Annotated in this window: 13 protein-coding genes; all 13 read left to right on the top strand. The window is 57.6% G+C overall.

The features are described from left to right. Nucleotides 1-140: 140 nt before the first annotated feature. The 13 genes from paaA to pgsA all read left to right on the top strand — a co-directional run bounded on the left by paaA (nt 141) and on the right by pgsA (nt 12,235). Nucleotides 141-1,133: a 1,2-phenylacetyl-CoA epoxidase subunit PaaA gene (gene paaA, locus CR155_RS05630; RefSeq protein ID WP_102069011.1), complete on the top strand. Its 993-nt coding sequence runs from the start codon at nt 141-143 to the stop codon at nt 1,131-1,133. Between the two features lie 54 nt (nt 1,134-1,187). Further along, nucleotides 1,188-1,475 carry a 1,2-phenylacetyl-CoA epoxidase subunit PaaB gene (gene paaB, locus CR155_RS05625; RefSeq protein ID WP_102069010.1) on the top strand — a complete coding sequence of 96 codons (288 nt, stop codon included), beginning with the start codon at nt 1,188-1,190 and terminating at the stop codon, nt 1,473-1,475. An 8-nt stretch (nt 1,476-1,483) separates the two neighbouring features. Then, complete coding sequence (paaC, locus tag CR155_RS05620) at nt 1,484-2,248, top strand: 1,2-phenylacetyl-CoA epoxidase subunit PaaC (protein WP_102069009.1); 765 nt, start codon at nt 1,484-1,486, stop codon at nt 2,246-2,248. 32 nt (nt 2,249-2,280) lie between these two features. After that, complete coding sequence (gene paaD, locus CR155_RS05615; RefSeq protein WP_102069159.1) at nt 2,281-2,751, top strand: 1,2-phenylacetyl-CoA epoxidase subunit PaaD; 471 nt, start codon at nt 2,281-2,283, stop codon at nt 2,749-2,751. Further along, entirely contained in the window at nt 2,751-3,833 is a 1,083-nt protein-coding gene (gene paaE / locus CR155_RS05610; RefSeq protein WP_102069008.1) for a 1,2-phenylacetyl-CoA epoxidase subunit PaaE, read from the top strand. The genes paaD and paaE overlap by 1 nt, the downstream gene beginning before the upstream one ends. Before the next feature lie 100 nt (nt 3,834-3,933). Beyond that, complete coding sequence (gene paaN / locus CR155_RS05605) at nt 3,934-5,598, top strand: phenylacetic acid degradation protein PaaN (RefSeq protein WP_102069007.1); 1,665 nt, start codon at nt 3,934-3,936, stop codon at nt 5,596-5,598. Between the two features lie 23 nt (nt 5,599-5,621). After that, the gene (gene paaG / locus CR155_RS05600; RefSeq protein ID WP_102069006.1) at nt 5,622-6,410 is read left to right on the top strand and encodes a 2-(1,2-epoxy-1,2-dihydrophenyl)acetyl-CoA isomerase PaaG; all 789 of its coding nucleotides are present in this window, start codon (nt 5,622-5,624) and stop codon (nt 6,408-6,410) included. Beyond that, nucleotides 6,410-6,883 carry a hydroxyphenylacetyl-CoA thioesterase PaaI gene (gene paaI / locus CR155_RS05595; RefSeq protein WP_102069005.1) on the top strand — a complete coding sequence of 158 codons (474 nt, stop codon included), beginning with the start codon at nt 6,410-6,412 and terminating at the stop codon, nt 6,881-6,883. The genes paaG and paaI overlap by 1 nt, the downstream gene beginning before the upstream one ends. Before the next feature lie 35 nt (nt 6,884-6,918). Continuing rightward, nucleotides 6,919-8,238, top strand: a complete 1,320-nt coding sequence (gene paaK, locus CR155_RS05590) for a phenylacetate--CoA ligase PaaK (protein ID WP_102069004.1) — start codon at nt 6,919-6,921, stop codon at nt 8,236-8,238. Between the two features lie 95 nt (nt 8,239-8,333). Beyond that, nucleotides 8,334-8,792, top strand: coding sequence for a holo-ACP synthase (gene acpS / locus CR155_RS05585; RefSeq protein WP_102069003.1), 459 nt, complete (start codon nt 8,334-8,336; stop codon nt 8,790-8,792). Between the two features lies 1 nt (nt 8,793). Next, on the top strand, nt 8,794-9,852 hold the full coding sequence (nagZ, locus tag CR155_RS05580) for a beta-N-acetylhexosaminidase (RefSeq protein ID WP_102069002.1): 1,059 nt from the start codon (nt 8,794-8,796) through the stop codon (nt 9,850-9,852). Further along, complete coding sequence (uvrC, locus tag CR155_RS05575) at nt 9,815-11,638, top strand: excinuclease ABC subunit UvrC (protein ID WP_102069001.1); 1,824 nt, start codon at nt 9,815-9,817, stop codon at nt 11,636-11,638. Before nagZ ends, uvrC begins: the two co-directional genes overlap by 38 nt. Before the next feature lie 15 nt (nt 11,639-11,653). Then, nucleotides 11,654-12,235 carry a CDP-diacylglycerol--glycerol-3-phosphate 3-phosphatidyltransferase gene (gene pgsA / locus CR155_RS05570; RefSeq protein WP_102069000.1) on the top strand — a complete coding sequence of 194 codons (582 nt, stop codon included), beginning with the start codon at nt 11,654-11,656 and terminating at the stop codon, nt 12,233-12,235. Nucleotides 12,236-12,301 lie beyond the last annotated feature (66 nt).

The raw sequence follows: 12,301 nt of genomic DNA, 5'->3' as shown, positions 1-12,301 counted from the left end.
GAGAGGGTGTCCGTAGGCAGAACGCTCATGTTATACGAAGCAGGCCGGGTCTTATTTGATACCATAATTTGATTGACATCAATATTTTTGTATTAAATAATGAAGGCATAAAGTATTGTTCAAGCCTAAAGGAGACTCTCATGTACGCTCAGCTTGTTGAAACCGGGGTAAAAAGCGTGCGCACCGTCGATCAGCTGACCGGGCCTGAACTGGCTTTCCAGCAGCGGATCGACGAAGGCGTGCGAATCGAGGCGAAGGATTGGATGCCCGAGGCCTATCGCAAGACGCTGGTCAGGCAAATCTCGCAGCATGCGCACTCTGAAATCGTCGGGATGCTGCCTGAGGGTAACTGGATCACCCGGGCCCCTTCATTGAAACGCAAGGCCATCTTGTTGGCCAAAGTTCAGGATGAAGCTGGGCATGGACTGTATCTGTACAGTGCGGCCGAGACCTTGGGCGTTTCCCGCGATGACCTGGTCGACGACCTTCATTCGGGCAAGGCAAAATATTCAAGCATTTTCAATTATCCAACCCTTAGCTGGGCCGATATCGGCATGATAGGCTGGCTGGTCGACGGCTCGGCCATTATCAACCAGATACCGCTTTGTCGTTGTTCATACGGGCCTTATGCACGCGCCATGGTCCGTGTCTGCAAGGAAGAATCCTTTCACCAGCGGCAGGGCTATGACCTTCTGATTCAAATGTGCCTGCATGGCACGCAAGCCCAGAAAGAGATGTGCCAGGAAGCCTTCAATCGTTGGTGGTGGCCGGCCCTCATGATGTTCGGCCCTTCTGATGCCGATTCCCCGAACAGCGCGCAATCCATGCAATGGCGCATCAAGCTCTTCTCCAATGACGAGCTGCGCCAGAAAATGGTCGACCAGACTGTGCCGCAGGCGGACTATTTAGGCCTGAAGGTGCCGGATCCGGACCTCAAATGGAACGAGGAACGCGGCCATTACGATTTCGGCGAAATCGATTGGTCGGAATTTTATGCCGTCATCAAGGGCCATGGCCCGTGCAATCGTGAGCGCCTTCAAGCCCGCGTCAAGGCGCACGAAGAGGGTGCCTGGGTGCGAGATGCCTTCATGGCATATGCCGACAAGCATGCCCGCAACAAAGCCGCTGCCTGAAGCTTCTTTTATTCAATGCGTGTGTCGGCGGCCGAGCCGGCGAAGGATACGAAAATGAGTCAAAACGGATGGCCCCTCTGGGAAGTCTTTATACGCAGTCAACATGGCCTGGCCCATAAGCATGTGGGCAGCCTGCATGCATCCGACGCCGAAATGGCCATCAATAACGCACGCGACGTCTATACACGGCGCAACGAAGGATTGAGCATTTGGGTGGTGAAGGCGGCCGATGTTGTCGCCAGCAGCCCCGGCGACAAGCAACCATTGTTCGAGCCGGCCAATAGCAAAATCTATCGTCATCCCACCTTTTTTCCCATGCCTGAAGAAATCAAGCATATGTAGGAGATCCCATGGATCAACCCTTGTTTCAGTATTTGCTGCACATGGGCGACACGTCCTTGATACTGTCGCACCGTTTGTCCGAGTTGACCGGCCACGGGCCGGCGCTTGAGGAAGATCTTGCCATGACCAACGTAGCGCTCGACCTTCTGGGTCAGTCGCGCCTGTGGCTGACCCTGGCCGGCGAGGTCGAAGGGCAATCGCGCGATGAAGATCAGCTGGCTTACCTGCGGGACGCTCCGGAGTATCGGAACTACTTGCTGGTCGAGCGGCCGAATACTCATTATGGTAGCGTTATCGCGCGCCAGTTCCTCTTCGATACGTGGCATTACTTCCTGCTCAAGGAATTGTGTTCGTCTTCTGACGAACGGGTGGCCGCCATCGCAGAGAAATCCATCAAAGAGGTCACGTATCACGTACGTCGTTCTTCGGACATCCTTGTGCGTCTCGGAGACGGAACGGCCGAAAGCCACGCAAGAATGCAGGTAGCGGTCAATGATGCGTGGCGTTTTGTCGGCGAACTGTTCCTGGATGACGAGATCATTGAAGCACTGGCAGACCGCAAGGTCGTGCCGCTGCATTCGCAACTATGGCCAGCCTGGCTCGAGCATGTGTCAGGCATCTTCCAGGAGTCTACGCTGATTCTGCCTGATCCTGATGATGCCAGTCACCGCGCACACCGGGGTGGAATCTCCGGGCGCCATACCGAGGCGCTAGGTTACATACTGGCTGAGATGCAGCATCTGCAGCGCACTTATCCCGGAGCTGTGTGGTGAGCGGGCTGGTTCACGCGTCGCCTGACGATGTGATGCAGTGGCTGACCGGTGTCCCCGATCCTGAGATTCCTGTGCTGTCGGTAGTCGACCTGGGTCTGATTCGTCATATCGCCTGGGAAGGATCCACCTGCGTCGTGACCATAACGCCGACTTATTCAGGGTGTCCAGCCATGCGCGAGATTTCGGCCGATATCGCCGGCACGCTTGGCGCGCACGGCATCGAGCACGTACGAATCGAAACACAGCTGTCGCCGGCATGGACCACAGACTGGATGACGCCGCAAGGCCGTGCTGCGCTGAATAACTACGGGATTGCGCCGCCGGGTGAAAAGGCGATCAACATTTCCGGTATTACAAGACGCGCCACGAACGTCGTCGTGCCTTGTCCCCTATGTGGTTCGAGCCATACCCGGCTGGTCAGCCATTTCGGGTCGACATCGTGCAAGGCCTTATACCGCTGTAACGACTGCCGGGAGCCCTTCGATTATTTCAAGGCACATTAATGAATCAGTTCTATTCTCTGAAAGTGGCCTCGGTGGCCAAGAACACGCGCGATGCGGTGGTCGTTACATTCGACGTTCCCGGCCAATTGAACGACAAGTTTTCATTCCGGCCGGGGCAGTACCTTACGCTGCGCACCAATGTCGGCGGTGAAGAGTTGCGTCGCTCATATTCGATCTGCGCCGCTCCCAGCGACAGGCAGTTGCGGGTGGCTATCAAGCGCCTTAACGATGGGGCATTTTCAAACTGGGCCAACCAGCACCTTGAAGCGGGGCAGTCCCTGGATGTCATGCCGCCGGATGGCAACTTCACAGTCGAATTCTCACCGACCAATGCACATCGGTATGTAGCCTTTGCAGTGGGCAGCGGTATCACCCCCATACTATCGTTGGTGAAAACCGCGCTGGACACCGAGCCCGAAAGCAGCTTTACGCTGTTTTTCGGCAATCGGGCGTCGTCCGCCGTATTGTTTCGCGAAGAAATCGAAGACATCAAGAACCGCTACATGACGCGATTCTCGCTGATATATGTAATGAGTCGCGAGCACCAGGACATTGACCTCTTCAACGGAAGGCTGGATGGGGACAAGGTGACGCAGTTGCTGAACGTCTGGATGGATCCTTCCATGATCGACTATGCCTTCGTCTGTGGACCGCAAGACATGACCGAATCCGTGACCAGGGCATTGATGGACAACGGTATCGACAAGTCCAGGATCAAGTTCGAGCTTTTCGGATCGCCCAAAGGGCCGCGCGCACTGCGCACCGGGCACGAAGCCCGCAAGGCGCCAGGCAGGGATCTCTGCGAAGTCACCGTCATACAGGACGGTCTGACGCGAACACTGAGTATAGAAAAGAACAAGGACAGTGTGCTCGATTCCGCACTGGCGCAAGGTATAGAGCTGCCTTATTCATGTAAGGGTGGGGTCTGCTCCACCTGTCGGTGCAAAGTCATCGAAGGCGAAGTTGATATGGATGCCAACTTCGCCCTTGAAGATTACGAAGTCGCACGGGGTTTCGTTTTGTGTTGCCAGAGTTTTCCTGTAACCGACCGGCTCGTCATCGATTTCGATCAGGAAACCTGAGTCCTCGGTGAATGGCCCTATCGAAAGATATCGGTTGAATCTTAAAATATATATGTGGCGGCCCCTGCCCCGGGAGCGGCCTTAGAAAGGAGCGAGTGTAGTGTCCACTGATTTTTTTACCACGCATGAAGACGTGCTGGCGCAGGCCATGGAGGCCATCGCGACACGAGGGTACTGGAGTCCTTTTCCAGAATCCGCCAGTCCACGCTTCTATGGCGAGACAGCCAACGATGAAGGACGCGCGGCATTTGAAAGCTACCTGGGCAGTGATTTTCCCCTGCACCTTGAAGGCGCCTCGGGTCGTGTCGGCAGCGAGGTCTCGCCATTCGGGATCGAATTGAATATCGGCTATCCCCAGGTTCCGGCCGAACGGCTTATCGAACAGTCCGCAGCAGCGCTTGCCACATGGCGCGAGGCCGGTCCGCGTGCGTGGGCAGGTGTATCGCTGGAGATACTCAAGCGTATCAACAAGCGTAGTTTCGAAATGGCTTATGCGGTGCAGCACACTACCGGGCAGGGCTTCATGATGGCGTTCCAGGCAGGTGGACCGCACGCACAAGACCGCGGGCTGGAAGCCGTGGCCTACGCATGGCAGGAGATGGCCAGGATTCCCGGGTTGGTCACCTGGGAAAAGCCGCAGGGCAAGCATGATCCCATCAAGATGCAGAAGCGGTTCACTATTGTGCCGCGAGGCATCAGTCTGGTGGTGGGATGCTCCACATTTCCCACCTGGAACGGATATCCCGGTCTTTTTGCCAGCCTTGCAACCGGCAACACGGTCATTGTCAAACCACACCCGGCGGCGATTCTTCCGCTGGCAATCACTGTCGGCATCGCCCGCGACGTACTTAGCGAAGGCGGGTTCGATCCCAATGTCGTCTTGCTGGCCGCGCACTCTGCTGCCGATGACACCGCCCAGGCATTGGCATTGAACCCCGCGGTCAAACTCATTGATTTCACCGGCAGCAGCGCCAATGGAGACTGGATCGAGGAACACGCCCGCCAGGCCCAGGTCTATACCGAAAAGGCCGGCGTAAACCAGGTGATCATTGATTCCGTTGACGATTTCAAAGGCGTCGCGCGCAATCTGGCCTTCTCGTTTTCCTTATACTCGGGCCAAATGTGTACTGCGCCGCAGAACGTCTACGTACCCCGCGACGGCATCAAGACTGCCGAAGGTCACATGACCTTTGACGAGGTGGCCGCCGGATTGGCGCAAGCCGTCGATAAACTCACCGCCGATCCTGCCAAGGCCGTGGAACTCACTGGAGCCATTCAGAGCACAGCTACGCTGCATCGTATTGACGAAGCCAGGGGCCTGGGTATGCCGGTACTGAGCGACAGTCGCCGTCTTGATCACCCTCAATTCAGGGATGCGCAGGTGCAAACGCCGTTGCTGCTCAAGGCCGATGCCGGCAACGCGGCAATATTGAGAGAATGGTTTGGGCCCATTGTTTTTATCGTGGCCACCGACTCGACCGAGCAGAGCATCGAGCTGGCCAGGCAGACCGTTATCGACCATGGAGCGCTGACTCTGTCTGCTTACACCACCGACGATGGCGTTGCGCGGCAAGTGCAAAAGGCTGCCGAGCAGTCGGGTGTTTCGCTCTCTTTGAATCTGACGGGGCCTGTGTTCGTGAACCAGACGGCGGCATTCAGCGACTTTCACGGCACAGGGGCCAATCCCGCCGCCAATGCCGCACTGTCCGATTCGGCTTACGTCGCCAACCGCTTCCGGGTGGTGCAAACGCGCTGGCATGCCTGAACAACCCGATCAAAAGAGACACAATGAGCTACGAAAATATCGAACTTAAAGACGAAGACGCCATAGCACGTATCACGCTGAACCGACCGGAAAAGCTCAACAGCTTTACTGCGGCCATGCATGCTGAATTGGCCGACGCATTGATCAAAACCGAAACCCGGGGGGCGCGCGTGCTGGTCCTGACCGGCAGTGGTCGCGGCTTTTGCGCCGGGCAGGATCTTTCCGAACGTGAAATGAGCGCGGGCTCAGGGCCTATCGACCTGGGGGCCACAATTGAAAAGCATTACGCGCCCCTGGTTCGCCGCTTGCGGGCGCTTCCCATGCCGGTAGTGGTGGGCGTCAACGGTGTGGCCGCCGGCGCCGGGGCCAACCTGGCGTTGGCGGGCGATATTGTCATTGCAAAGCAATCAGCCAGCTTCATTCAGCCGTTTTGTCGCCTGGGCCTGTTGCCTGACACCGGCGGTACGTATGCATTGCCAAGGTTGGTGGGGCATGCACGGGCCATGGGTCTGTCGATGTTGGGAGACAAGCTCAGCGCCGAGCAAGCGGCGCAGTGGGGACTGATCTGGCAGTGTGTTCCGGATGATCAATTCGACGCCCGCCTGGACGAGCTGGCTCGGCATTTTGCGAGGGCGCCCACCAAGGGACTGGCATATACCAAGCGAGCCTTGAATCACAGCCTGGCCAATACGCTGGATCAGCAGTTGGACCTGGAGCGCGACCTGATGCGCGAGCTGGGCGCCAGCGTTGATTATGCGGAAGGGGTGTCGGCCTTCCTGGGTAAACGCCAACCGGAATTCAAAGGAAAGTAATGAATATTGTGCCCATTTCTTCGTCGGCGGACTCACTTGAACTGCCCGATGATCCCCAGACGCTGGCCGAATTGACCGCGAAAGTTATGTATGACAACGATGCGGCGTCGCGGGCGCTCGGTGCACGCGTCGTATCGGTGGCACCCGGGCAGGCCAGCATGTCCATGATGGTACGTGCCGATATGTTGAACGGCCATAAGACATGCCACGGCGGTTTCATTTTCGCTCTTGCCGACAGTACCTTCGCTTTCGCCTGCAATTCCCGCAACATGGTGACAGTTGCGTCAGGGTGTTCCATCGATTACCTCGCGCCCGGGTACGAGGGCGATATTTTGACCGCCGAAGCACTGGAATATTCGCTGGCCGGGCGCACTGGTATCTACGACGTCCATGTAACGAATCAGGACGGCAGGCGCATTGCGATTTTTCGAGGCCGTTCATACCGGGTGAAAGGCCAGGTTGTAGGCGACTAACGCAATACATATCGAAAACATAGACGGAGTGGAAAATGTCCGAGTTGAAAACGTCGAATGCGGGACGCGATGCCATTGAGCACGCCAGCCGGGATCAATTGCTGGCCTTGCAGCTCGAGCGCATGAAGTGGTCGCTCAAGCACGCCTATGAAAAAGTTCCTCATTACAAGAAATCGTTCGATGCGGCGGGCGTGCATCCTGACGACTTGAAGCAGCTTTCGGATATTTCACGGTTTCCGTTTACCACCAAGCAAGACTTGCGCGATAACTATCCGTTCGGAATGTTCGCAGTACCGCGTGAGCAAGTGGTACGCATACATGCATCCAGCGGGACCACAGGCAAGCCCACCGTCGTAGGATATACGGCAAACGATATTGCCACCTGGGCCGATCTGGTAGCGCGTTCAATCTGGGCCGCCGGCGGTCGTCCCGGCGATATTGCACATATTGCCTATGGCTATGGTCTGTTCACCGGAGGCCTGGGCGCCCATTACGGTGCCGAGAAGCTGGGTTGCTCCGTGGTGCCGATGTCGGGCGGCCAAACCGAGAAACAGGTCCAGCTGATCCAGGATTTCAAGCCCGCCATCATCATGGTGACTCCCTCCTATTTCTGCAATATCCTCGAACAGATGGAGCGCGAAGGAATCGACCCGCGCGACAGCTCCTTGCGGATAGGCATTTTCGGCGCGGAGCCGTGGACGGGACAGATGCGTGCCGACATCGAACGCCGCTCGGGCATCGATGCATTGGATATCTATGGACTGTCCGAAGTCATGGGCCCAGGAGTGGCCATGGAATGCGTCGAATCCAAAGACGGCCCAGTCGTATGGGAAGATCATTTCTATCCGGAAATCATCAATCCGGATACCGGTGAGCCTGTTGCGGATGGGGAAGCGGGCGAACTGGTATTTACATCGCTGACCAAAGAAGCCATGCCGGTGATCCGTTACCGCACCCGCGACCTCACTTCCTTGCTGCCGCCCACTTCCCGCAGCATGCGCCGTATCGGCAAGATCACCGGGCGCAGCGACGACATGCTGATTGTGCGCGGAGTAAACCTTTTCCCGACACAGGTAGAGGAAGTCGTACTTCGTATTCCTGAACTTGCCGCTCAATATCAATTAGTGCTCACGCGCAGCGGCAATCTGGACGAGCTTGAAATCCTTACCGAAGTGCGGCCGGAATTCGACCATCTAAGCGTAGCGGACCGCGATGTGCTGGCCGCGAAGCTGCGGCATGCCGTCAAGACTTATATCGGCGTTTCGGCACGCATCACAGTGCAGACTTCCGGCCTGGTGGAACGCACGCTGACTGGCAAGGCCAAGCGCGTGGTGGACAAGCGGTCCCGACAGTAAGGGCGCTGAAGCTTTGGGCGACGCTTGCGCAATGGGCAAGGTATCATCTAGGGTCTTATCACGCCGCACCGGCGTCGAGCTATCCGGATGGTTAAATGATTGTTCAGGCAGCACCAGGCAAGATCGCGGGGATTGGGGTCGACCTGTTGAAGGTCGACCGCATCGAGCGGGTATTCGCACGCCACGGCGCCAAGTTTGTCGGCCGCATCCTCGGGCCCGAAGAAATCCAAAAATTTCATCAGCGTCACCAGCGGGATCCCAAACGCGGGATACGATACCTGGCTACGCGGTTCGCCGCCAAGGAAGCTTTTTCCAAGGCAATAGGCCTGGGCATGCACAGTCCGATGGCCTGGTCGCGCATGCAGACACTCAACGATATCAGCGGCAAGCCCCGTGTGCAGCTGTCCGAACCCCTCGCCAGCTGGTATCACCAGCGGTTTGGCCCTGCCCATGTTTCAATAACGGATGAAAGCGATTCGGTTCTGGCGTTCGTCATGATTGAGACTGCCGCGAATCATCCATCCAATCCAATCGAACGAATAACGGATCAATAGAATGACAGCCCAGCACATGCGTGTGAGCCTCCCGCCAGGACCGGTAATGGTTGATGTCGAAGGCACGACGCTGACTGACCACGAACGTGAACGCTTGCAAAATCCTCTGGTCGGAGGTGTGATCCTGTTCGCACGCAACTTCGACAATCGCGGCCAACTGTCAGAGTTGTGCCGGGCGATTCATGCCGAACGCGACGAACCATTGTTGATTGCCGTGGATCACGAGGGGGGCAGGGTGCAGCGGTTTCGCAGCGATGGTTTTACCGAAATTCCGGCCATGAGCGTATTCGGCGAATTATGGTTCGAGGATTCGCTGGCAGCCATGCGACTGGCGTCCGAAACTGGCTACGTGCTGGGCGCCGAGCTCCGCGCCTGTGGTGTCGACCTCAGCTTTACCCCGGTGCTCGATCTTGATTACGGGGTCAGCAAGGTCATAGGAAACCGTTCCTTTCATCGAGATCCGCGTGTGGTGGCCATGCTGGCGCGCTCCTTGATACAAGGCCTGATGCTTGCCGATATGGCCGCTTGCGGCAAGCATTTTCCAGGCCATGGCGCGGTCGAGGCCGATTCACATCATGAAATTCCGATGGACCAGCGCAGCTTCGAGGAGATCATGCAAGAGGACGCTGCGCCCTACGGCTGGCTGGGCGACATGGTCTTGCCTTCGGTGATGCCGGCCCATGTCATCTACCCCAAGGTGGACCCTCATCCGGCGGGGTTTTCTCCGCACTGGATCCAGAAGGTTCTGCGGCAGGATCTTGGCTACGATGGCGTCGTGTTTTCCGATGATCTGACCATGGAGGGCGCGACGGTAGCGGGCGATATCCTGGCGCGGGCCGAGGCCGCCCTGAATGCGGGGTGCGACATGGTCCTGGTTTGTAACCGCCCCGATTTGGCCGATGACCTGCTTGCGCGATTGCAGACTGCGCACAGCGCCGAGTCCATCCAGCGGATACGACGTCTGATGCCGAAAAAGCAAGCCTGCGACTGGGACGCACTGCAAGCCGATGAACGTTACCAATATGCCCGACGACTTCAATCTCAAATCATTTCTGGCTGACCTGCCGCATTTGCCTGGCGTATATCGGCATATCGATGCACAAGGAGAAGTGCTGTATGTCGGGAAGGCCCGCGACCTCAAAAAGCGTGTGAACTCCTACTTCCAGAAGACACCGGACAGCCCTCGTATTGCCCATATGGTGGCGCGGGTAGCGCGGCTGGAGGTCACGGTCACGCGGTCCGAAGCCGAAGCGTTGCTGTTGGAAAGCAATCTCATCAAGCGCCTGAAGCCGCGCTATAACATTATTTTCCGGGACGACAAGTCATACCCCTATTTGATGCTCAGCGCCCACATGGCGCCACGCATTGCCTATTATCGTGGCAGTACAAGTGGGAAAGGGCGGTTTTTCGGGCCATATCCCAATGCGTGGGCTGTGCGCGAAACCATACAGATTTTGCAGCGCGTATTTCGCCTTCGTACCTGTGAAGACAGTGTTTATGCCAATCGGTCCCGGCCTTGCCTGTTGTACCAGATCGGCCGATGCTCGGCGCCTTGCGTAAACCTGATCGGTGAGGACGACTACCAGGCCGATGTCGAGCGCGCGGTCCGGTTTCTTGATGGCCACGCCAAGGAAGTCATGCAGGAAATCGATGCCCGTATGCGTCAGGCATCCGATATGCTCGATTTCGAGAAGGCCGCCATACTGCGCGACCAGATGGGCTCGTTGGCTAAAGTCCTTCAGCAGCAATCGATGGAGCAGGTCGGCAATGACGATGTCGATGTCATCGCATTGGCTTCAGCGGGTGGTCGCGTATGCGTAAACCTGGCGATGATACGTGGCGGGCGCCATCTGGGCGACAAACCATTTTTCCCCACCCATACCAACGATGACAGCCCTGGTGACGTGCTCGCCGCTTTCGTCAGCCAACACTATGCCGAGAGCGGTATGCCTGCCGTCCTGGTGTGTTCGCATCCCTTGCCCGATCCCGATCTCATTGCTTTGGTCGCCGAGCGCACGGGCGTCAAGGCGCGTGTCATCGTCAAGCCTCAAGGCGTGCGCAAAACGTGGCTGGAGCAGGCTTTGAAGAATGCCGGTATGGCCCTGGCACGTCTGCTGACAGAGTCCAGTGCACGCGCTGCCAGAACTCAGGCCCTGGCAACCGTGCTCGAGCTCGACACCGACGAGGCTGCGCTGGACGCGCTGCATGTCGAGTGTTTTGACATAAGCCATACTTCCGGCGAAGCAACCCAGGCGTCCTGTGTCGTGTACCGACATCATGATATGCAGCCGTCCCTGTATCGCCGTTACAACATCGCGGGAATCATACCGGGGGATGACTATGCCGCCATGCGACAGGTCTTGACCCGGCGGTTCAGCCGGGTGGCCGACGGCCTGGCGGAGATGCCCGATATCGTATTGATAGACGGCGGCAAGGGTCAGGTCGAGGTCGCCAGGCAGGTCTTTGTGGAGCTTGGTCTGGACACCCGCAGCATTGTCGGCGTCTCCAAGGGTGAGGGGCGCAAGGTCGGGCTTGAAACCCTGGTCTTCGTGGATGGCCGAGAATCTGTCGCCTTGGGCATCGAGTCCGCGGCCTTGATGCTGGTGGCGCAAATCCGCGACGAAGCACATCGGTTTGCCATCACCGGCATGCGCGCGCAACGCGCCAAGGCCCGCAACGTGTCGCGCCTTGAGGAAATCGAGGGCGTGGGAGCCCGGCGGCGCCAGAAGCTGCTGGCCCGATTCGGAGGATTTTCGGGGGTCGTTGACGCGAGCGTCGACGATCTGCGTTCAGTGGATGGAATTTCCGCCGATTTGGCGGAACGTATCTATCATGCGCTGCGATAAGGTAGTATTCAACTTATGCCATTCAATTTACCCATCGCCCTGACTTGGCTGCGCATCGCCATGATCCCGCTTATCGTGGGGCTTTTCTATATCCCGACCGACTGGATATCCGCTCCGGTGCGCGATATGGTCGGTGCAGCCGCATTTGTCATAGCCGCCCTGACCGATTGGTTCGATGGCTGGCTGGCGCGACGCTGGAATCAAACGTCGTCGTTTGGCGCCTTTCTCGATCCGGTCGCCGACAAGCTCATGGTCTGTGCCGCGCTACTGATTTTGCTGGATCTGAACCGCGTCGACTCTTTTATTGCTTTTGTGATCATAGGCCGTGAAATCACCATATCGGCTTTGCGCGAGTGGATGGCAAAGATAGGCGCCAGTGGCAGCGTGGCTGTGCATCGGCTCGGCAAGTTCAAGACAGCGGCCCAGATGATCGCCATTCCTTGTCTTCTCTATTGGCAACCCTTCCAGGGCGTGTCCGTTCAGTTGGTAGGGCAGATCCTTATCGTGGTGGCAGCGGTACTTACTGTGTGGTCCATGTGTTATTACCTGCGACGGGCGTGGCCTCAGATCCGTGACAGGGGCGGCGAGACGCTCTAGCCTGTCCCGCGGCAGTAGCGGCAGTAGCGGCAGCATACGCTGCGACCTGTATCGTTTCATTCAAGA

It is taken from the genome of Pollutimonas nitritireducens (assembly GCF_002849615.1).
GTDB classification, from domain to species: Bacteria; Pseudomonadota; Gammaproteobacteria; order Burkholderiales; family Burkholderiaceae_B; genus Pollutimonas; species Pollutimonas nitritireducens.
Note: the sequence above shows the minus strand (reverse complement) of the source record. Positions and strands in the feature narration are given on the sequence as shown.